Annotated in this window: 20 protein-coding genes; 19 read left to right on the plus strand and 1 reads right to left on the minus strand. The window is 44.0% G+C overall.

The features are described 5' to 3' along the window. The first annotated feature begins 167 nt into the window (after positions 1-167). The 3 genes from D6855_RS02035 (at position 168) to D6855_RS02045 (ending at position 3,891) form a co-directional block, all read left to right on the plus strand. Positions 168-2,180, plus strand: coding sequence for a histidine kinase N-terminal 7TM domain-containing diguanylate cyclase (locus tag D6855_RS02035; protein WP_120737518.1), 2,013 nt, complete (start codon positions 168-170; stop codon positions 2,178-2,180). 177 nt (positions 2,181-2,357) lie between these two features. Next, the gene (locus tag D6855_RS02040; RefSeq protein WP_120738129.1) at positions 2,358-3,299 is read left to right on the plus strand and encodes a nucleoside hydrolase; all 942 of its coding nucleotides are present in this window, start codon (positions 2,358-2,360) and stop codon (positions 3,297-3,299) included. Between the two features lie 7 nt (positions 3,300-3,306). Next, positions 3,307-3,891 carry an ECF transporter S component gene (locus D6855_RS02045; RefSeq protein ID WP_120737520.1) on the plus strand — a complete coding sequence of 195 codons (585 nt, stop codon included), beginning with the start codon at positions 3,307-3,309 and terminating at the stop codon, positions 3,889-3,891. Here the strand turns inward: D6855_RS02045 and D6855_RS02050 are convergent. Then, the gene (locus tag D6855_RS02050; RefSeq protein WP_120737522.1) at positions 3,881-4,525 is read right to left on the minus strand and encodes an SDR family NAD(P)-dependent oxidoreductase; all 645 of its coding nucleotides are present in this window, start codon (positions 4,523-4,525) and stop codon (positions 3,881-3,883) included. The two genes, D6855_RS02045 and D6855_RS02050, sit on opposite strands and share 11 nt — an antisense overlap. Positions 4,526-4,590: 65 nt before the next feature. On the opposite strand from D6855_RS02050, the gene D6855_RS02055 reads away from it, so the two are divergent. The 16 genes from D6855_RS02055 (at position 4,591) to sigH (ending at position 20,879) form a co-directional block, all read left to right on the plus strand. After that, positions 4,591-5,460, plus strand: a complete 870-nt coding sequence (locus D6855_RS02055; RefSeq protein WP_120737524.1) for an ROK family protein — start codon at positions 4,591-4,593, stop codon at positions 5,458-5,460. 9 nt (positions 5,461-5,469) lie between these two features. Next, a complete protein-coding gene (locus D6855_RS02060) occupies positions 5,470-7,320 on the plus strand; it encodes a type I phosphomannose isomerase catalytic subunit (protein ID WP_120737526.1) in 1,851 nt (616 codons plus the stop codon). Between the two features lie 14 nt (positions 7,321-7,334). Then, entirely contained in the window at positions 7,335-8,639 is a 1,305-nt protein-coding gene (locus D6855_RS02065) for an alpha-amylase family glycosyl hydrolase (protein ID WP_120737528.1), read from the plus strand. Between the two features lie 99 nt (positions 8,640-8,738). Continuing rightward, positions 8,739-11,204, plus strand: a complete 2,466-nt coding sequence (locus D6855_RS02070; RefSeq protein WP_120737530.1) for a hypothetical protein — start codon at positions 8,739-8,741, stop codon at positions 11,202-11,204. A gap of 95 nt (positions 11,205-11,299) precedes the next feature. After that, positions 11,300-13,129, plus strand: coding sequence for an EAL domain-containing protein (locus D6855_RS02075; RefSeq protein ID WP_158589445.1), 1,830 nt, complete (start codon positions 11,300-11,302; stop codon positions 13,127-13,129). Continuing rightward, positions 13,126-13,563, plus strand: coding sequence for a hypothetical protein (locus tag D6855_RS02080; RefSeq protein ID WP_120737533.1), 438 nt, complete (start codon positions 13,126-13,128; stop codon positions 13,561-13,563). Before D6855_RS02075 ends, D6855_RS02080 begins: the two co-directional genes overlap by 4 nt. A 13-nt stretch (positions 13,564-13,576) precedes the next feature. After that, positions 13,577-14,128, plus strand: coding sequence for a GNAT family N-acetyltransferase (locus D6855_RS02085; RefSeq protein WP_120737535.1), 552 nt, complete (start codon positions 13,577-13,579; stop codon positions 14,126-14,128). A gap of 112 nt (positions 14,129-14,240) precedes the next feature. Next, positions 14,241-14,759, plus strand: a complete 519-nt coding sequence (locus tag D6855_RS02090; protein WP_120737537.1) for a CarD family transcriptional regulator — start codon at positions 14,241-14,243, stop codon at positions 14,757-14,759. 53 nt (positions 14,760-14,812) lie between these two features. Next, positions 14,813-16,006: an alanyl-tRNA editing protein gene (locus D6855_RS02095; protein WP_120737539.1), complete on the plus strand. Its 1,194-nt coding sequence runs from the start codon at positions 14,813-14,815 to the stop codon at positions 16,004-16,006. After that, a complete protein-coding gene (locus D6855_RS02100) occupies positions 16,003-16,731 on the plus strand; it encodes an AzlC family ABC transporter permease (protein WP_120737541.1) in 729 nt (242 codons plus the stop codon). Before D6855_RS02095 ends, D6855_RS02100 begins: the two co-directional genes overlap by 4 nt. Continuing rightward, a complete protein-coding gene (locus D6855_RS02105) occupies positions 16,728-17,033 on the plus strand; it encodes an AzlD domain-containing protein (RefSeq protein WP_120737543.1) in 306 nt (101 codons plus the stop codon). Before D6855_RS02100 ends, D6855_RS02105 begins: the two co-directional genes overlap by 4 nt. 27 nt (positions 17,034-17,060) lie before the next feature. Further along, positions 17,061-17,606, plus strand: coding sequence for a 2-C-methyl-D-erythritol 2,4-cyclodiphosphate synthase (gene ispF / locus D6855_RS02110; RefSeq protein ID WP_120737545.1), 546 nt, complete (start codon positions 17,061-17,063; stop codon positions 17,604-17,606). Between the two features lie 27 nt (positions 17,607-17,633). After that, entirely contained in the window at positions 17,634-19,061 is a 1,428-nt protein-coding gene (gene cysS / locus D6855_RS02115; protein ID WP_120737547.1) for a cysteine--tRNA ligase, read from the plus strand. Continuing rightward, positions 19,046-19,486 (plus strand): Mini-ribonuclease 3, encoded by a 441-nt coding sequence (locus D6855_RS02120; RefSeq protein WP_120738131.1) that lies wholly within the window; start codon positions 19,046-19,048, stop codon positions 19,484-19,486. Before cysS ends, D6855_RS02120 begins: the two co-directional genes overlap by 16 nt. Positions 19,487-19,500: 14 nt before the next feature. Further along, positions 19,501-20,259: a 23S rRNA (guanosine(2251)-2'-O)-methyltransferase RlmB gene (gene rlmB / locus D6855_RS02125; RefSeq protein ID WP_120737549.1), complete on the plus strand. Its 759-nt coding sequence runs from the start codon at positions 19,501-19,503 to the stop codon at positions 20,257-20,259. Beyond that, positions 20,259-20,879 (plus strand): RNA polymerase sporulation sigma factor SigH, encoded by a 621-nt coding sequence (gene sigH, locus D6855_RS02130; RefSeq protein WP_120737551.1) that lies wholly within the window; start codon positions 20,259-20,261, stop codon positions 20,877-20,879. Before rlmB ends, sigH begins: the two co-directional genes overlap by 1 nt. Positions 20,880-20,968 lie beyond the last annotated feature (89 nt).

The raw sequence follows: 20,968 nt of genomic DNA on the forward strand, positions 1-20,968 counted from the left end.
CCTCCTTACCGAAAAATACAAGAAAAAGGCGCACGAATATAATCGAAACGCCTTTGTTTTGGATAGTATACCATAATACTTTGATACTGTAAAGCAATAAAGATGATTATTGTGTGCGTAAAAATGTGATATTATTAATGTAATTTGGGGAGGCGTGGTGTAATCCTATGTATTATGCATATATAAGTGCACTGGCTTTTGTGCTGAACTTAATACTGAACAGAGAACCTATCTGGAATGTCATGGCTTTGCGAAAGGAAAAGGATGAGAGCAGAGATGCTGAACTTCGCTATGGCTATTTCCTTATCGCAGCAGCAATCTATTATATAGTTGACTGCATATGGGGAGTTCTGGATGCTTATCATACTGTTCCGGGTTTGTACCCTGCTTTTTATACATCCACAGCCCTTTACTTCCTGATGATGCTGGTTACACTACTGGCCTGGACCAGGTATATTGTAGCTTACCTCAATAGGAGAGGACGTCGCAGCAAACGTCTTCTGATGTCCGTGCGGATATTGTTTATTGTTGGGGTCGTCGTTCTTTTTACAAATGGATTTTTTCCTACGATTTTCTATTTTGATGAAAGTAACAAGTATATCCCGGGCCCAGGAAGACATATACTATTTCTTTTGCAGATCGTCCTTTATCTGGTTATTTCCATATATATGTTTTACAACGCCAACAGATCAATAAGAAGCGAAAAGGTCAGATATATCGCGGTAGGAGCTTCGAGTAGTACGCTGGGACTGCTTCTGATATGCCAGATTCTTTATGTGTCTTTTCCTTTCTATGCTTCAGGCCTCATCATCGCATCCAGCGTTATCCATTCTTTTGTTGAGGCTTCTGAAAAGAGAGAAAAGCAGATCTATGACCATATCCTGACTGTAATGGCTCAGGACTATGAAGCTATATATTATGTAGATATTGAGAGTGGAGAGTTCCTTGAATTTGCCATAAGTAAGAGATACGCTGACCTGAATGTGCCTTGTCTTGGTAAGGATTTCTATGGTGAGACACAGCAAAACATCGAGCTGTATGTCCATCCTGAAGACAGGGAAATTGCACGGAACTTCTATCGTAAAGAGATAATTCTTCAAAGTCTTGAGGGAAGAAAATCCTTCGCTATAAAATATAGGCTGATACTTCAGGGAGAGTCCAGATACTTCCTGTTTACATTGATGCGTGCCAACGATGGTAAGCATTTCATCCTTTACGAGAAGGACATTCAGGAAGAGCTTAATGCGGAGAAGGCGAGGCTTGAGACTCAGCAAAAGAGTATCACCTTTGGACGTATCGCAGAGACCCTTGCATCTAACTACGACGTTATCTTCTATGTAGATATCGAAGACAATTCCTACGTTAAGTATGGGCTTCTTAATGGATATACTAATCTTGAGGATACGGAACAAGGAGAGGATTTCTTTGCAGATACCATAAGAGACGTTGATACTGTTGTACATAAACAGGACAGAGATGTTGTTAGAGCTTTTGTTGATAAGGACAGGCTTCTTGCTGACCTTGCAAAACAGAAAAGATGCAGTCTTGATCATCGAATCTTGCTTATGGGAAAACTGCGTTATGCCAGGATGAGTGTCCGCAAAACCAGTGATGGAAGTCACCTTATTGTTGGTCTTGAAAATATTGATGCTGAGATCAAGAGAGAGAAGCAGTATCTGAAAACTCTTAAAAGTGAGAAAGAACTGGCAAGAAAAGATGAGCTTACCGGAACCAAGAATAAGACTGCATATACAGAGCTTGAGAATTCGGTTCAGGATAACATTGACAATGGTGTAGACTATCTTCCATTTGGACTGGTTGTGTGTGATGCCAATGACTTAAAGAATATAAACGATACCCTTGGACATGCTGCTGGCGATGAATATATCAAAGCGACTGCTAAGATTTTGTGCGAGATATTTGATCACAGTCCGGTATTCAGAATAGGTGGAGACGAATTTGTAGTATTCCTTCGTGGAGGTGACTACTCTCACAGATATGAGCTTATGGGAAGACTTAGAGACCGTGTCCATGAAAATCAAAAGAGTGATACTGGCCCTGTCATCGCCTCTGGAATGGCAGAATTTGATTCTAATAATGACAGTATGGTATCTGATGTCTTTGACCGTGCAGACAAAGATATGTATGAAAACAAACAGTATTTAAAGTCCATCGGATAATTTTGTGTTGTATTCTTAAAGAGTACGTTGTATAATCCACTAGCTAGGTAAAACGACAGTTCATTTGTACCTTCCTGTCGCTAAACAAAACCAGGACTACATGGAAATACTATGTCTTTTTATGTGGCTCTGCTTCTGGCAGAGCCAATTTTTTTGCCCAATTTTGAGGTGGAGAACATGAAGAAGGTCATTATCGACTGTGATCCGGGGATAGATGATTCCCTGGCAATAATGCTGGCACTAAACAGCCCTGAACTGGAGGTTATTGGAATCACCATTGTGGCAGGCAATTCGCCAGCTGAAATGGGATTTAGAAATGCCAAAAAGGTGCTGAACTTTCTTGGAAGACTTGATGTGCCGGTATACGTTGGCGCAGAGAGGCCACGTGTAAGAGAATACGTGAATGCCCTTGATACCCACGGCGAAGATGGCCTTGGGGAGAGCTTTTTGCCTGATGTTCCAGAGCAGGATATTCCAGAGCAAAGCGCAGTGGAGTTTATGAGTAAAGCCCTTAAAGGGGGAGATGTTTCAGTTATAGCTCTTGGGCCACTTACAAACCTTGCGAAGCTTATCGATTCTGACCTCGATGCTTTTTTATCCATAGAAAGACTGGTGTCCATGGGCGGTAACTTTAGAAGCCATGGAAACTGTTCCCCGGTAGCTGAGTACAATTACTGGGAAGATCCCGACAGTGCAAAAGTAGTCTTTGATACTCTCTATGACCATCACCGCATGATAGAGATGGTGGGACTTGATGTCACAAGGCCTATCGTTTTAACACCGGAGATTCTTGAGGATATGAAAAAGAAAAATCCGGTAGTTGGAGATTTCGTCGAGAAGATCACAAAGTTTTACTTTAAGTTTCACTGGGAGTGGGAGCACATAAGAGGGTGCGTTATCAACGACCCGCTGGCTGTAGCTCATTTTATAACACCAGATATTCTTTCAGGAATCGAGGCCTTTACTGAGGTTGAGACAGGGGGAATATCCATGGGACAGACAGTTGTGGACTCCATGGGCTTTTACAGGAAAGATAGTAATGCCTGCATCTACACACAGGTAGATACAGCGGCGTTTTGGGATTTGTTTTTACCAAGAATATTAGAAATCAGGAGATAAATTAGAAATGAATAACAACACCAAGAAACTGACATTTATTGCACTTGCAGTAGCCATCAACATTGTGGGAAGTAAGCTGGCTCTTTTCCTTAACCTTCCAATCTTCCTTGACAGCATTGGAACTATCCTTGCAGCTATCGCTTTGGGACCACTTGCAGGAGGAGCAGCAGCTCTTATTGGAGGCCTCATTAACGGAGCCCTTGGAGATGTATATGCGATCTACTTCTCAGTGAGCGGAGTTCTCATGGGCGTTATAGCAGGATTTCTTTTCCATGATAAAAAGAACAGCGCTCCTTCACTTTTCTGGAAAGGTCTTATAGTTACACTTCCTGCATCAGCTCTTTCAGCCTGCATTGAGACTTTCCTCTTTGGCGGAATCACATCAGCTGTAGTAACTACCTTTATCATCCAGGCTCTTTCCCAGACAGCACTTAAACTCTTTGGAAGTGCATTCCTCACACAGGCTGTAACTGATTATGTAGATAAGATGGTTGCTATTTTACTTGTTGTTTTCAGCATGAAAAATCTGCCTTATGAGCTTACACATTTCGAGGAAAAGGAAAGCACTAAGGCAGTAGAAGTTACCAGATAAAATTGGATTTTAGCTGCTCGCCGTTATCGATGAGCAGGTCCTGACCAGTCATGGACTTGTTGACATTGGTCAGATAATAGGATAGATCAGCTATTTCTTCTGCAGATGCCCATCTGCCAAGCAGGGTCTCGTCAAGGCACTGCTGCATTAGCTTTGGATCATCCATAATATGAGCATTCAGGGGTGTGTAGACACCTCCTGCCGAGATGCTGTTAGAAGTTGCACCGTATTTCGCCAGGCGAAGTGCGGTGTTTTTCATATATGTGACCACGCCGCCTTTACTTGCTGCATACTCCGGGAATTCCGCACCATTTGAGGCACTGGAGGATGCCATGAAAAGCACTGAGTGAATACTGTCCTGAAAGGCATACTTTTCAGTAACGGCGATGGTTGCAGAAAGATTCGTCTCGATGACATCAGGTCCCTCCTGGATTCCGGCATTATTAATAAGGACATTAATACCGTCAAGGTCCGGGAGATCTTTTTTAATATCAACGATCATATGGGTGTAGGAAGGAGAGCTTAGGTCACTTTCTGCAACATCAAAGCCAATGACCTCGTGTCCCATCTCCAGGTATTTTTTTGCGCATGCAAGCCCGATTCCGCGGCTTGTTCCGGTAATTAGTATTTTCATGGGTCTAGTATAACACAGCTTGCTATATTACAATTAATTTATGACGGTATTTTTGGAGGGCTTATATGAACTACGGAGCACTGGAAGCTGGCGGAACCAAGATGGTTGTGGCAATTGGAGATGAGAATGGCAGGATTTTGGAGCAGCAGTCCATTCCCACAACGACCCCTGATGAAACCATGCCTAAGATAATAGAGTATTTTAAGGGAAAAGAGATAAGGACCCTTGGAGTTGCCTGTTTTGGGCCAATTGACCTGAACAAGTCTTCAAAGACCTACGGATATATCACTTCAACTCCAAAGACAGCCTGGAAGAACTTCAATATCGTGGGATGTCTTAAGGATGCCCTTAGGATTCCTGTGGGCTTTGACACTGATGTAAACGGCTCGATCCTTGGAGAGATCACCTATGGCTGTGCCAAAGGCCTTACCGATGCCATCTACCTTACAATCGGCACAGGAATTGGCGGAGGCGTGATGTCCAATGGAAGGCTCCTTCACGGAATGCTTCACCCGGAGCTTGGACATATCAGAATTGGGAAAAGAGCTGATGACAAAGGATCTTCAGTCTGTCCCTTCCACGATGACTGCCTTGAGGGCCTTGCTTCTGGAGTATCCATAGAAAAGAGATGGGGCAAAAAAGGAGTAGAGCTCAAGGATAATGAAGAAGTCTGGGAGCTGGAAGCAGACTATATCGCCACAGCTCTTGTTAACTACTGTCTTACCCTTAGCCCGCAAAAGATAATCCTTGGGGGAGGAGTTATGCACCAGGAGCAGCTCTTTCCACTGATAAGAAATAAGTTCAGGGATAAGATGGCAGGCTACATTCAGACAAAAGAGCTTGAAAACCTTGATGAATACATAGTTCCCGCAAGCCTTCATGACGACCAGGGAATCATGGGCGCCGTAAAGATAGCCATTGACGCGGACAAATAAGGGGGAAACATGAGCATTTTAAAACTTAAGCCCACCTGTAAGGACTACCTCTGGGGCGGTCACAGGCTGGTTGAGGAATATGGAATAGAATACGACGGAAGTGTCTGTGCAGAAGCCTGGGAGCTATCCTGCCATCCGGACGGGCCCTCTGTTATCGAAAATGGCCCATATAAGGGAAAGACACTTTTCGAGTACATAAAAGCTGAAGGACCTGACGCCCTTGGAAGTCACTGCAGGAGATTTCGCGAATTTCCTGTCCTTGCCAAATTCATCGACGCAAAAGAGAACCTCTCTGTTCAGGTGCATCCAGGAAACGGCTTTGCCCTTAAGAATGAGGGACAGTATGGAAAAACAGAGATGTGGTACGTCCTTGATGCTGAGGAAGGCGCATTTTTGTACTACGGCTTTAACAGGGAGATATCCAAAGAGGAGTTTGCGAAGAGGATAGCTGAGGACACACTTTTAGAGGTTCTTAACGCTGTACCTGTTAAGAAGGGAGATGCTCTTTTCATAGAATCCGGAACCCTTCACGCCATCGGCAAAGGGATCCTCATTGCTGAGATCCAGCAAAATTCAAATGTTACCTACAGAGTCTACGACTATGGAAGAGTTGGAAAAGACGGCAAAAAGCGAGATCTTCACATTGAGAAGGCGCTGGCTGTCACAAACACTGTGCCCATCGTAAGAAACGGCGCAGGTTACCCTCACATAGCGGACTGTGACTATTTTACTGTTGATAAGTTAAACCTTGACGGCGTTTTGACCTGCAGGATGCAGGGTAACGTGTCGGATAAGTCTTTTTTGTCCATACTGATACTGGACGGCGAGGGAAAGATCTCCAATGAAGGCCAGGAACTGTCCTATAGAAAGGGCGATTCATTCTTCCTGTCAGCAGGAAGCGGAGACTGGCAGATAGAAGGAGCCTGCGATGCTCTTCTTACAACCATAAGGGAGAAGGCAAGCCCTGTAAGGGTTGGAATAAATATCGGATCCTCCAACGTACAGATAGGTCTTGTAAATGACCAGCAGCACCTTATTGCTGAGCTGAAATACCCTACTGAAGCCAAAAGGCCAGCGTCTGAGATAATTAAAGAGGCAGCAAAAAAGACATTGAAGCTCCTTGATGAGAACAACATTCCACTGGATCAGTGCATAGGCGTTGGTGTCGGAGTGCCTGGAACTGTAGACAGAAAGAGCGGTACGGTCATCTATTCCAACAATATCCGCTGGGAGAACGTGCTCCTAACAAAAGAGCTTGAGAAGATAATCCCATGTCCTGTAAGGATAGCCAATGACGCAGACTGTGCTGCCCTTGGCGAAGCCATAGCAGGAGCGGGAAAAGAGTTTAGCGACGTTGTTATGTTTACCCTTGGAAACGGCGTAGGAGGCGGGATCATCCTTAATGGAAACGTCTTTGAAGGCGGTATGATGGGTGGAAGCGAAGTTGGCCACCAGGTGATAAAGGCTTCCGGAAGGCAGTGCACCTGCGGAAGGAAGGGCTGTCTTGAAGCTTACGTTTCGGTTCCGGCTCTTTTATCTAGTGTTTCAGAAAAACTGGGCAAGGAGCTAACTCTTGAGGAGATCTTTGAAAGAGGTGACTCCGGCGATAAAGAGATCAGTGAGATACTTGAGCAGTACTGTCAGATGCTTGGACAGGGCATAGTTAATATCGTAAACATGTTCAGACCTCAGCTTATCCTCATTGGAGGATGGATCTCAAAATATGGACAGAGCCTTATCCCAAGGCTTAAGGAGATCATGACAGATGAGGCCTTTGGCGGAGATCACGGAATGATCCCTGAAATAGCAGTGGCTGAGCTTGGCGAAGACGCCGGAATAATTGGAGCAGCAAACCTGTAAGGAGGAAATATAATATGTGGGCTTATGAAACTAACTTTTACCAGATCTATCCACTGGGCTTTTGCGGAGCACCCTTTGAAAATGACGGGAAGCTTGAGCACAGGATATTAAAGGTAATAGACTGGATACCTCACTTTAAGAAGCTGGGAGTTGGAGCGGTCCTCTTTAACCCTGTATTTGAGTCAGATACCCATGGGTACAACACCAGGGATTACAAGAAGATAGACGTTCGTCTTGGAACCAACGACGACTTTAAGAAGGTGTGCAAGGCTCTTCATAAAGAGGGGATAAAGGTTGTTTTAGACGGTGTATTTAATCACGCTGGAAGAGGATTCTTTGGATTTACTGATGTCCTTGAAAAGAAGTGGGATTCTCCATACAAGGACTGGTTTCACATAAGCTTTGACGGAAACAGTAACTACAACGACGGACTTTGGTACGAGGGCTGGGAAGGAAACTACGACCTTGTTAAGCTCAACCTTAGAAATCCTGCTGTTACTGACTATCTGCTTGAGAGCGTAAAATTCTGGATCGATGAGTTTGGCATCGATGGCCTTAGGCTCGACGTTGCATACTGCGTAGATACTGACTTTTTAAGACGCCTTCGCTACGAGACTGGGAACTGGAAAGAAGATTTCTTCCTGATGGGAGAGATGATAGGCGGTGATTACAACCGCATCATGGGAGATGACCTGTGTCATTCTACCACCAACTATGAATGCTACAAAGGAATGTTCTCAGCCCTTAACAGCATGAACTTATTTGAAATAGTTCATTCACTTCTTAGGCAGTTTGGACCTGAGAACTGGACGCTATATAAAGGGAAACACCTGTTATCATTCGTTGACAATCACGATGTTTCAAGGATTGCCAGCACCCTGGTCAATCCAAATCACTTAAAGCTCATCTACACTTTGATGTTTGGTATGCCTGGAATCCCAACTGTCTACTACGGAAGTGAGTGGGGCACAAAGGCTGATAAGTCCCAGGGTGATCCTGCGCTTCGTCCATGCTTTGATGAGCCGGAGTGGAACGAGCTTACAGATCATATAGCAGCCCTCTGCAAGGCTCAGAGCGGATCAAATGCCCTTAACTACGGCGGATTCAAGTCCCTTGTTCTCACCAACAGGCAGTGCATCTTTGAAAGAGAGACGGCAGAAGACAGAGTCCTTGTTGTGATAAACGCTGACGAGAATCCATTCCATGCCCACTTTGATGCAAGAGCTGGAAGAGCCACAGATCTTATCACGGGAGCTGATATCGATTTTGGCGGAGGCCTTGAGATACCTGGCTACACATCATATCTTCTTCAGATATAAGCACGAAATAATAATTTTTCTTTGACACTTCGTATGATTCTATGAGTTTATTATGGTCTGATGACATAGAATTGGTTTATCAGATCATGGAGGTGGCAAGTGAAGATTTATTTTGACAAGCTTTACAAGGATGACAGGATCAAGGAACTATGCGGAATCTGCGTTCCTTTTCCAAAGGGAGCTCTTTTTAAGCAGGATATTGATACAGTTACGATACTGGATGTGGACAGGAAGGTCCCAGCGCAGGTGCACTTAACTTCCAGCTGGGAGGACGGTTCTGTAAGATACATCTACACTCATTTTCTTGCTGACCTTCCAGGAAACGCCAGAAAAGAGATGCTTCTTACCTACAAGGGTGATGATGACTATGAACTTGCCAGAAGTGCCGCTGAAGATAAGGCTTTTACTGACAGGATCACTGTCTCCAGAGCCGGGGATGAGATCTCTTTAGATAATGGCAAGCTTAGATTCACTGTACGAGACGGGGGAAAAGAGCTTTTTACAACCTTTACTTATAACGGCGTATCCTTTACATCTGACAGGTTCGTTGGCCCATATGTGACTATAGGCGGCGAGAGATTAGATACTGTCTTTGATGAGTGGAAGACTGTTAAGGAGGGAGATATCTTTACAGTTCTCCAGGGAAGCGGAAGATGTATTCCCAAATCCCTTAAACTTACAGGAGATGGAATTAAGTTTGAGATGCGGATCTCTGTAACAGCGGGTAAACCCTGGATGGATATGGGATTTCGCTTCATAAATGCCACAGACGGCGATATAAAACCAGATGATATTGTATTTGCCCTGAAGGCTTCTGATGATGCGGATATGTCCTTTGAAAGTCCTAAGGTTATTAGTGAAGAAGTTGATTCCACAGGCTGCGGTGATACCAAAAAGACTGTGGAGTCTGGCGATATTGTCAGGACAACTGGCACTAAGGACCTTCCAAAATATGAATTTGAAGCAGGTAGTGACCAGGCTGGCTTCAGGACCATGGTTGGCAGCTCCAATTACAGGACTGATTTTGCCATCAGCATGAGCGGAAGCAGGCTTGAAAATACAATAACTGCGGAGACGCTCAAGAAGCAGGCCAATGAGCATTTTGCAGAGGTTTTCTATGGAACATTCTTTGCAGACTACACTGACTCTTCTGAGAATATAGGTGTTTGTGCCACTGTTTTTCAGGCTTTCCAGAACTACCCAAAGGCGGTAAGGAGCGATAGATCAGGCCTTTTGGTATTTCTTTTACCTGACCAGAACATAAACGCTGATAAGACAGCGGCTTCGCCAGTGGTATTCACATCAGGAATGGCGAGAGAGCAGAGATTCATGCTGCACTTCCACAGCGCAGATGAGCCTATATATGAGCTTGATAACAGGAGCATCATCTATCAGATGCCTGATGAGCCATGCCTTGACCCTATGGTATTTGAGAAGGCCGGGGTTATGCCAGAGGTTTTCCTACCTCTTGATGAGCAGGATGATTTTGTTGAGATGTCACTTATCGAGAAGGCTGATGGCCACGCAAGATGCTATGGAATGCTGAATTTTGGCGACGCTCCGGATCCTGGCTACACAGAGCAGGGAAGGGGAGCAGGTAATCTTGTCTGGACCAACAACGAATATGATTTTCCTCACGCCATGTACATGATGTATGCAAGGACCGGTATCAGAAGGTTTTTAGACTACGCCAATGTTGCTGCATGGCACTGGATGGATGTGGATGTTTGCCACTATTCAAGCGACCCATTAAGGATGGGCGGACAGTGGGAGCACACAAGGCGCCACACTGGAGGCTCAGAAGAAGGAAATGGCTGCAAGGGCGAGATGGTATGCAGCCACGAGTGGGTAGAGGGACTTCTTGATCTGTACCACTTTACCGGTGATGAGAGAGCTCTTTCTACAGCTATAGGAATTGGTGAAAATGTCCTCCGCCTTCTGGAAACACCAATGTACCAGGTGGCGGGAGAGAGCAGTGCCAGGGAGACTGGATGGGCATTAAGGACGCTGACAGCTCTTTTCCTGGAGACCCATGATGAGAAGTGGACAGCCAAGTGCCAGTGGATCGTGTCGCAGTTTAAGGCCTGGAATGGGAGATATGACAACTGGCTTGCACCATATACAGACAACACCACCATAAGAGTCGGCTTTATGATCTCTGTGGCAGTCGGTTCACTTATGCGCTATTACAGGGCCTTTCCGTCAGATGAGTTAAAAGAGATGATGCTAAGGGCAATAGATGACCTGACGGAGAATTTCATGACTCCCCAGGGAATATTCGTATATAAGGAGCTTCCAAGCCTAAGTAGGAATGGTACCAATACGCTTTTGCTTGAGGCAATGGCCATTGGCTACGAGCTTACAGGAGATAACAAGTACCTTGAGTTTGGCAAAAAGACCTTTAGAAGATCTTACGGCGAATCCCATTCTCTTTCAGGAAACAAGCGGATTGTGGAGGACGCGGTTATCGTAGGACAAGGCGCTACCAAGAGTTTCGCCCAGAGCTTCCTTCCAATTACCTATTTTTACGTTAAGCTTGCGAAGGCAAATATGTTGTTGTCATAGGGAAAATGTATTATAATCGGTGTATGGAAATCCGTACACCGATTATTGCAATATCAGTCTTAATAATTCTTATGGTTATGTATCTGAGGAAGAATATGCCGCAGGTTTTTTCGACGCGGATATTCTTCTGTTTTCTTGTTTCGGCAGCTGTATGCATGGTGGCGGAGATCGTCGAGTGTGCGGTATTTACCAAGCTTGATGCTTCTTTCAGGGTTCTTAGGCGAACTACCCAGGGACTCTATGTTGGAACTCTCATTTTCTGCGTATTCATGATAGTCATCTATGTATACGCCAAGCTTATGACTGGAAGAGTCGTGTCGAAGTCAATAATAGCTTTTTTAACTATTCCAGCTATCATCTCATTTTTTACCATTATCTTTGGAAAGATATATTATACAAGAAATGCTTCAGGTGAGTACTACAGCTATGGTGTGGCAGTGCTCATATGCTATCTTGTTGGTTTCTTTTATATTGCGTTTTCTCTTGTGCTGACCTTCATCCACAGACACAGGCTTAGAAGAGAAGAATTCAAGGCTATAGTTCTTGGACTTATTCTGTGGGTAGTATTTTCATTCTTCCAGTTCTTTTTCCATGGATATCAGGTATCTTCAGTTGCAGTCATGTTGATGGCGCTGGTTCTTTTCCTGTATCTGGAGAACCCCAATGAATATTATGAAAAGGCACTTCCAAATGTCAGAAACGATGAGGCCTTTAAGGTAACCCTCATCGATATGTTCGGATATAAAAAACATTTCTTTATTGCTTCAGTTATCTTTACAGGAAGGACATCGGTTCTTTCAGGAGAGGACAGACAGCACCTTATTTCTCTTCAGGCCGATATCTCAAATATGATCTCTCAGGATGTTGGAATAGATGCCTATCTTTCAGCCTGGAACACTCTGTCCTTTGTAGTAGTTGATCCCGAGAAGGTTGAGGCTCTCATGTCCATAGTAGCCAACTACAAGGATGACAGCAGTAACTACAAGCTCACCTATGCAGTCCTTGAGATTCCAAAATGTACACAGAATGTTGATGAGGCGCTTCAGATCTTAAGCTACGTATCCGGAGAATATGTATACACCCAGGCTGCACCTTATCTTGTTATCAATAAGACCATCGTTGATAAGATGGTATATAGAAACAGCGTAGAAGACGTGGTTAGACAGGCCGTTATCGACAAGGCCTTTGACGTATACTACCAGCCAATCCTTAGTGTCACAGAGGGCAGATTTACATCAACAGAGGCTCTTGTTCGACTTAGAAGGCCCCAGACAGAGAACTATATTTCCCCTGAGGACTTTATTCCTATTGCTGAGAAGTGCGGACTTATCAAGGATATCGATGATCTGGTGTTTGAAAAGGTATGTTCCTTCATTGCAAAAGAAAATCTCTCAAGCTACGGAGTAAAGACTGTAGAAGTTAACCTCTCAGGACACGAAGTAGTAGACAAACAGACCTATGCAAGACTTATGAACAAGATGGAGAAATATCATATTCCTCCTAAGTTCATCAACTTCGAGATCACAGAGACGGCCTATATCAACAACGACGATGCATTTAAAGAAAATGTTCAAAGGCTCAAAGAGATGGGAAGTACTTTCTCCATGGACGACTTTGGATCAGGATATTCAAATCTCTTAGAGCTTCTTAAGATGGATTATAAGCTTGTTAAGATGGACAAGGAATTCGTATGGAACTGTCTTGATAAGTCAAAACCTGAGAATATGAGAATGCTTGAGTATTCCATCAGTTTCCTTAAGGACTATGGACTCCATATCCTGGCAGAAGGTGTAGAAACTGTAGAACAGGCTGAAATTCTTGTTGAAAAAGGTGTAGAATATTTACAGGGATTCTATTATTCAAGACCGATCCCTGAAGATGAATATATTGAGTTTCTTAAGGCACAGAAAGGAGATAGGCAATGAACGAGGCTCTATATGATGCAGTATTTTCTTATGGTGAAGGTAAGGTTGATCCCTTTGCTCTATGTTACGTGGATTTTGACAGGATCATCTCAGATATGAGACTGGTAGGATATGAGATCAATTCTTTTAATATAGTTCAGCAGATCATGCTGGAACAGCTTGACACGCTCCTTAAGTTCAAAGGCCAGATCATCGAAGTGGCTATGGACCTTGATAACCGTGACCAGTTCTGCAGAGAAAAATATGGAGTTTCCTTTAAGGATATCGATGCCCTTGATCCAACTCACGACATCGAGTGGGATATTAAGAGCGGCCAGGTTATCTTTTACCTGACCCATGAGGCAAAACATAAAGAGGAAGCCTACATCACTCTGTTTAAGAAATCAATGGATCAGTTCACAGCTAGGACTGGATTTAACTACATTACCCTGTAATTCTGGTGAGAAGATGATCTTAGAGACAAGACGACTAATATTAAGAGGCTGGAGAGATGAAGATGCTTCCAGCCTCTTTAAATATGCTTCTGACAAAAGAGTGGGTCCCGCCGCAGGCTGGCTTCCTCACAAGGACGAGAACTACTCAAGGGCAGTGATAAGGACTATCTTTGCAGGACCTGAGATCTATGCCATCTGCTATAAGGGAAAAGAGGATGAGCCCATTGGCAGTATCGGCCTTACCCTTGAGGGAAGCCCTGAAAGACCTCTTGAAGAGGGGGCTGCAGAGCTTGGCTATTGGGTAGGAGTTCCGTTTTGGGGACAGGGTATAGCCACAGAGGCGTCAAAAGAGATGATCCGACACGGCTTTGAGGACCTGTCCATGCAGAAGATTTACTGCGCCTATTTTGATGGCAATGAAAGATCAAAAAAGGTGCAGCAAAAATGTGGCTTTACCTACCACCATACCAATCCTGAGTGCAAGGTTATAATGCTTGGTGAGACCAGGATTGAACATGTTAATTTAATGACATTTTTGGAGTGGGAGAACACAAAAAAGACATAAAAAATTCACGATAAAATATTACAAAAAAAGTAATATTGTGTTATAATCGATATGCTGAAAGCGCTTCCAAACAGGTAGTTTTTTGTTGTTTAAATAATATAAGGAGGAACATATGTTAAAAATTGGAGAATGCGTAATTTACGGCAGTCACGGTCTGTGTAGTGTAAGTGATATACTGGTTCCGTCTTTCCTTGAGAGGGGAAAAGAAAAACAGTATTATCAGATGGTTTCTGCAGTGGATGCAGGAAGTGTTCTCTATGTTCCCGTTGAAGGCGCTGAGTCCAAGATCCGCAAGGCTGTAAGTGCAAGGAAGGCACAGGGACTCATTGACGATATAGAAGATATGATGGAGCTTGAGCTTCCAGAGGGCAAGAAGGCTGAGCCTGCCATCATGGAAGTGATCAAGAGAAATGTAGCAGAAGAGATGATGAGTCTTGTTAAATCCCTTCGCAGGATCAAGGCTATGAGAGAGGCAGAGGGCAAGAAGTTTGCATCCCTCAATGAGAAGCATCTCCTTATGGCAGAGAAGCTCCTTTATACTGAGCTTGCATTTGCTCTTAAAACTGAAAAGGAAGATATAAGGAACAGAGTATTATCTGAACTTTCCGAGATACCATTAGAGACTGCATAATGCAGTCTCTTTTTTTATTGCAAGAAAGGTGCGAGTTTTGTAAAATGTAATCTATGGCGGATACTTTAGAACTTTACTATGAAGATGCATATCTTAAGGAATTTGAAGCTACTGTCACATCCTGTAAAGATGGCGGCGATGGCTCTTTTTTTGTGTGCCTTGACAGGACAGCTTTTTTCCCTGAGCAGGGAGGACAGAGCTGCGATCAGGGCAAACTCATAGATGACAGTGGCAAGGAACACACTGTTAAGTACGTATCCATCAGTGATGGAATAATAACCCATGTTATCGATGGGGCTATTTCAGAAGGCTCCAAGGTTCATGGAGTGATAGACTTTGACCACAGATTCAGCAATATGCAGCAGCACACAGGAGAGCATATCTTTTCCGGAATTGTTCACAGCAGGTTTGGATATGACAATGTGGGCTTTCATTTATCAGACAGCGAAGTGACCATGGATTACAACGGCCCTTTGACTGATGAGGATATTGCCAGAATAGAGCTTTCAGTAAATGAAGCTATCTGGGCTAACTTAGAGGTTAAGTGTGAGTTCCCTTCAGATACGGAACTTGAAACAATAGATTATAGAAGTAAAAAGGAGCTTACAGGAGCTATCAGGATAGTGACAATACCAGGCGTTGATGTATGTGCCTGCTGCGCTCCCCACGTGTTAAGAACTGGAGAGATAGGCCTACTTAAGGTTGTTAAGACCCAGAACTACAAGGGAGGCATAAGAGTCAGCATCCTGTGCGGCAAGAGAGCTCTTGAGTACATAAATGGAGAGCATGGTATAGTTGAGGACCTGGTTGGTATCTTTACCACCAGTCAGGACAAGATCGTAGAATCTGTAGGAAGACTTCAGAGCGACCTTGGTTTATTTAAGAGTCAGGTTGCCGAGCTTCAGGGAAGACTCCTTGACTATGAACTTCAGGAAATAGATAAGAGTTTGTCTTCAGTCTTTTTGGTAAAAGAGTCGTCCTTTGATCAGAACCAGATGCGCAAGACTGTTAATATGCTTGCAGCTGAGCATCCTGGCTTTTGCGGAGTTTTCGCAGGAGATTCTGATAAAGGCTATCGCTATATAGTTGCATCGGGAACAGATGGCGCAGAGGCCAGACTGTTACAGGGAATCTTACGTGAGGAGTTTGGTGCCAAGGGCGGTGGAAACAGCCCTATGATCCAGGGGAGCCTTGTTAGTGATGATATCGAGGCGGTCATTAAGAGGTGCCAGGAGTTTAAGGTATGAGTGGAAGCAGTAAACATGAGTTTTTTGAAGGGTGTCATGATGCGATCCCTATCTGTCTTGGATACATTGCAGTGTCTTTTGCCTTTGGAATTGAGGCTTCCAAGATAGGAATGACAACATTTCAGGCAGCGATAACCTCGCTCCTTAATGTCACAAGTGCAGGTCAGTTTTCTGCCCTTGATGTGATCGCGAGGAACGGAAGCTTTATAGAGCTTGCAATCCTTCAGTTTATTATCAACTTAAGATACATGCTTATGAGTACAGCTCTTTCCCAGAAGCTCTCTTCATCAGTGGGGACCATGAAGAGACTTGCCATAAGCTATGGTGTTACAGATGAGATCTTCGCCCTTAGCGTTTTGAGAAAGGGAGAGCTTAAGCCTCCTTACTCCTATGGCCTTATCGTGACATCAGTTTTTGGATGGGTATTTGGAACTGTTCTTGGAGCTTTTTCCGGACAGATCATGCCTCAGAGACTGATAAGCTGCCTTGGACTTGCCATTTATGGAATGTTCATCGCTATTATCATTCCGGACACCAGGACCAGCAAGGCTGTTCTTGGAACAGTAGTTTCTGCGATGGCTCTTAGCAGTATCTTTACCTATGTACCAGTTATTGCAGAACACATTTCATCCGGATTCAGGATCATCATTATTACAGTCATAGTTGCTGCGGCAGCTGCATATTTTGCCCCTATTAAAGAGGATGAAGGGGGAGATGTGGCATGAGCAGAGTATATCTTTATATCATCCTTATGGCTGTAGTAACATATATAATAAGAGCACTTCCTCTCACCCTTATCAGAAGAGAGATCAAGAGCAGGTTTATCAGATCATTTTTGCATTATGTTCCCTATGCGACTCTTGCAGCAATGACATTTCCTGCTATACTTAGTGCCACAGACTATCTTATTTCATCAGTGGTGGGATTTGCCATAGCTCTTTTACTGGCCTTTAATAAAAAGAGCCTTCTTACGGTTGCAAGTGTTTCCTGCCTTGCAGCGTTTATAGTGGAGCTGTTTTTACGCTGATGATGTTATGTAGAAAGGAATATTGATATGCGTATTGGAATGGGATACGATGTTCATAAGCTGGTAGAGAACAGAGACCTTATTATCGGCGGTGTTAAGATACCTTACGAGAAGGGACTTCTTGGACACTCTGATGCGGATGTTCTTCTCCATGCCATAATGGATGCGATTTTAGGAGCTGCGGCTCTTGGCGATATAGGTAAACACTTTCCGGACACGGACCCAAAGTATAAGGGAGCAGACTCTAGCGCGCTTTTAAAGGCGGTTGCGGATATGGTAGACAAAGAGCACTATGTTATCGAGAACATTGATGCTACAATAATTGCCCAGGCTCCCAAGATGAGACCTTATATAGATGAGATGAGGATCAATATAGCACAGGCCCTTCGTATCTCTTTATCCCAGGTCAATGTTAAGGCTACAACTGAAGAGGGCCTTGGATTTACCGGATCTGGAGAGGGAATCTCATCCCAGGCGATATGTCTTTTGACAAGCCCTATGGATGCCTTCAGTTCAGTCTACGCAGATGATGCCGAGCGATGTAGCAGGTGTCAGGGTTGCGACAGAGGCTGATAATATATAGATTGTGAGGAGTTTACAATGGCGGAGAAATTTAGTTTTTACAATTCATTAACAAGAAATATTGACGAGTTTGTCCCTCGTGAAGATGGCAAGGTTTCAATGTACACCTGCGGACCAACCGTTTATCACTATGCTCATATTGGTAATATCAGAACCTACATCATGCAGGACGTTCTTGTGAAGGCTCTTGGCTATGCTGGATACGACGTTAAGAGAGTTATGAACATCACAGACGTTGGACATCTTGCATCTGACGCTGATACAGGTGAAGACAAGATGCTTGCAGGAGCAAAGAGAGAGCACAAGTCCGTTATGGAGATCGCTAAGTTCTACACAGATGCGTTCTTTAAGGATTTTGAGGCAGTTGGCAATAAAAAACCAGATGTTATAGAACCAGCAACCAACTGCATTCCTGAGTTTATTCACATGGTAGAGGTCCTACTTGAGAAGGGCTATGCTTACCAGGCTGGCGGAAACATCTATTTTGACACAAGCAAGCTTGATGACTACTATGTTTTCTCTTCATCAATTGAAAAGGAACAGCTTGAAGTAGGCGTTCGTGACGATGTTGAAGAGGATACCAATAAAAAGAACAAGACAGACTTTGTTCTGTGGTTTACCAAGTCCAAGTTTGAGGACCAGGCTCTTAAGTGGGACAGCCCATGGGGAGTTGGTTACCCTGGATGGCACATTGAGTGCTCATGCATTTCCATGAAGCACCTTGGTGAGTACATCGACATTCACTGCGGTGGTGTTGATAACATTTTCCCTCACCATACCAACGAGATTGCACAGTCTGAGAGCTATCTTGGACATGAGTGGTGCAAATACTGGTTCCACTCCAATCATTTAAATGACAGATCAGGCAAGATGAGTAAGTCCAAGGGAGCAGTTCTTACAGTTTCTGTTCTTCAGGAGAAGGGCTACGATCCACTGGTTTACAGATTCTTCTGCCTCCAGTCACACTATCGCAAGCCTCTTGAGTTTTCTTATGACGCTCTTGATAATACAGTTCAGGTATTTGATAAGCTGGTTAAGCGTGTGGCTGAGCTTAAGAATGAAGGCGCTGTAGACGAAGCTGTTAAGGCAGAGTTTGAAGGTAAGTTCAGGGACGCTGTTTCAAACGACCTGAACACATCAATGGCTATCACAGTTCTCTATGATGCTCTTAAGGCTGACACTAACGATGCGACCAAGCTTGCTCTTGTAGAGAGCTTTGACAAGGTTCTTTCTCTGGATCTTATCGGACATGCCAGGAAGCTTTCAGAGGGCGGCGCAGATGTTGATCCTGAGCTTCTAAGGTACATTGAGGAGCAGATCGAGAAGAGAGCTGAGGCCAAGAAGGCTAAAGATTTTGCTACAGCAGATGCTATCAGAGATGAGCTTCTTAGTAAGGGTATTGAGATCAAGGATACCCGTGAGGGAGTTAAATGGCAGATAGTTTAAACGAATATATCAATGACAAATTTGGCATTGATTCCAAGGACATAAGGACCTATTCACCTCTTACTCTGGCCTATATCGGAGATGCAGTATTTGATCTGGTCATCAGATCAGTTCTGGTCAACAGAGGTAATACGGCGGTCAATAACCTTCATAAAAAAGCAAGTGCTATTGTTAAAGCGCCCACTCAGGCTGCTATTGCGGCGGCTATTATGGATGATATGACAGAAGAGGAAAGAGATGTTTTCAGAAGGGGAAGGAATTCCAAGCCCCACACCAAGGCCAAGAATGCTTCTACTATTGAGTACCTTGAGGCAACTGGTTTTGAGGCTGTTATGGGATATCTGTACCTTCTGGGCAATACTGACAGAGCCATGGAGCTTATCAAGCTTGGAATCGACAGAGCTGGTTTGAATGATATTTTGTAATTGAGGTTTAATCTATGGAAAAAGAAATGGTCAATCCCGGAAATGAAGAGAAGATCGAGGGCAGAAATGCCGTCATCGAAGCATATCGTTCTGGAAAGACAATAGATAAGTTATATATACTGGATGGCTGCCAGGATGGACCTGTTGCGACCATCAGAAGAGAAGCCAAAAAAAGCGGCACATTGATCAAGTTTGTGAGCCGTGAGAGGCTGGATCAGATGTCTGAAACAGGCAAGCACCAAGGCGTTATAGCTATTGCAGCTGCCTACAAGTACTCAGAAATGGAGGACATCTTTAATCTGGCTGAGCTTCGCGGCGAAGATCCATTTGTTTTTATTCTGGACAACATTGAGGATCCCCACAACCTTGGAGCTATCATAAGGACAGCTAATCTGTCTGGTGCACACGGAGTTATCATTCCTAAGAACAGAGCAGTTGGACTTACAGCCACAGTTGCCAAGGCTTCAGCTGGAGCCCTCAACTATACACCTGTTGTAAAAGTTACTAATATAGCCCAGACTATCGAGGATCTTAAGGATAAGGGACTTTGGTTTGCCTGCGCAGACATGGGAGGAACCAGAATGTATGACCTTAATCTTAAGGGACCAATTGGCCTTGTTATTGGCAATGAGGGCAGCGGAGTATCAAGACTTGTAAGAGAAAAGTGCGACATGATCGCATCTATCCCTATGAAGGGAGATATTGATTCCCTTAATGCATCAGTAGCTGCAGGTGTTCTTGCTTTTGAGGTGGTAAGACAAAGGAGCCTTTGATGAACGAATCCAAGTTTGACAGCATGGATGATGAACAGCTGATCATTCAGATACATGATGGTGGAAGCAATGAAACCATCGACTATATCATGAACAAGTACAAGGATCTTGTCAGGAAGAAGGCAGCATCCATGTACATCCTTGGAGCGGACAGAGATGATCTGATCCAGGAGGGGATGATAGGGCTGTTTAAGGCCGTAAGGGACTATGACAGTGGCAGAGATGCCAGCTTTTCTACCTTTGCGGATCTGTGCATCTCAAGACAGATGTACTCTGCCATCAAGGCGCTTTCAAGAAAAAAGCACACTCCGTTAAACAGCTACATTTCAATCTATGCAAGCCGAGAGGATTCTGAGCAGGGCTCAGATGTATCTCTTGAGGAGATATTGGAGTCTGATTCAAACCTTATCCCGGAGCAGTATGTTCTGGATCAGGAAAACCTTAAGATCTTAGAAGAAAACATAGACAAAGAGCTCAGCGAATTAGAGAGACAGGTCCTTGATCTGTACATCACAGGTATGAGCGTCAAGAATATAGCCAAGGTCCTTGGCAGAGATGAAAAATCCACAGATAACGCCATGCAGAGGGTCAGGGCCAAGCTCAAGAAGTACCTTAAATAAGTGATAAAAAATGTCTTGCTTTGCAGAAGATAGTATGCTATATTTATATAGCTGTTGTGAAACAGTGGTAACTATTGTTGATTTTTGCA

The sequence above is a fragment of the Butyrivibrio sp. CB08 genome (assembly GCF_003625485.1).
Lineage (GTDB): Bacteria > Bacillota > Clostridia > Lachnospirales > Lachnospiraceae > Butyrivibrio.

Coding starts and splice junctions, on each gene's coding strand:
- D6855_RS02035 (WP_120737518.1), top strand. CDS start 168: ATGTATTATGCATATATAAGTGCACTGGCTTTTGTGCTGAACTTAATA.
- D6855_RS02040 (WP_120738129.1), top strand. CDS start 2,358: ATGAAGAAGGTCATTATCGACTGTGATCCGGGGATAGATGATTCCCTG.
- D6855_RS02045 (WP_120737520.1), top strand. CDS start 3,307: ATGAATAACAACACCAAGAAACTGACATTTATTGCACTTGCAGTAGCC.
- D6855_RS02050 (WP_120737522.1), bottom strand. CDS start 4,525: ATGAAAATACTAATTACCGGAACAAGCCGCGGAATCGGGCTTGCATGC.
- D6855_RS02055 (WP_120737524.1), top strand. CDS start 4,591: ATGAACTACGGAGCACTGGAAGCTGGCGGAACCAAGATGGTTGTGGCA.
- D6855_RS02060 (WP_120737526.1), top strand. CDS start 5,470: ATGAGCATTTTAAAACTTAAGCCCACCTGTAAGGACTACCTCTGGGGC.
- D6855_RS02065 (WP_120737528.1), top strand. CDS start 7,335: ATGTGGGCTTATGAAACTAACTTTTACCAGATCTATCCACTGGGCTTT.
- D6855_RS02075 (WP_158589445.1), top strand. CDS start 11,300: ATGCCGCAGGTTTTTTCGACGCGGATATTCTTCTGTTTTCTTGTTTCG.
- D6855_RS02080 (WP_120737533.1), top strand. CDS start 13,126: ATGAACGAGGCTCTATATGATGCAGTATTTTCTTATGGTGAAGGTAAG.
- D6855_RS02085 (WP_120737535.1), top strand. CDS start 13,577: ATGATCTTAGAGACAAGACGACTAATATTAAGAGGCTGGAGAGATGAA.
- D6855_RS02090 (WP_120737537.1), top strand. CDS start 14,241: ATGTTAAAAATTGGAGAATGCGTAATTTACGGCAGTCACGGTCTGTGT.
- D6855_RS02095 (WP_120737539.1), top strand. CDS start 14,813: ATGGCGGATACTTTAGAACTTTACTATGAAGATGCATATCTTAAGGAA.
- D6855_RS02100 (WP_120737541.1), top strand. CDS start 16,003: ATGAGTGGAAGCAGTAAACATGAGTTTTTTGAAGGGTGTCATGATGCG.
- D6855_RS02105 (WP_120737543.1), top strand. CDS start 16,728: ATGAGCAGAGTATATCTTTATATCATCCTTATGGCTGTAGTAACATAT.
- ispF (WP_120737545.1), top strand. CDS start 17,061: ATGCGTATTGGAATGGGATACGATGTTCATAAGCTGGTAGAGAACAGA.
- cysS (WP_120737547.1), top strand. CDS start 17,634: ATGGCGGAGAAATTTAGTTTTTACAATTCATTAACAAGAAATATTGAC.
- D6855_RS02120 (WP_120738131.1), top strand. CDS start 19,046: ATGGCAGATAGTTTAAACGAATATATCAATGACAAATTTGGCATTGAT.
- rlmB (WP_120737549.1), top strand. CDS start 19,501: ATGGAAAAAGAAATGGTCAATCCCGGAAATGAAGAGAAGATCGAGGGC.
- sigH (WP_120737551.1), top strand. CDS start 20,259: ATGAACGAATCCAAGTTTGACAGCATGGATGATGAACAGCTGATCATT.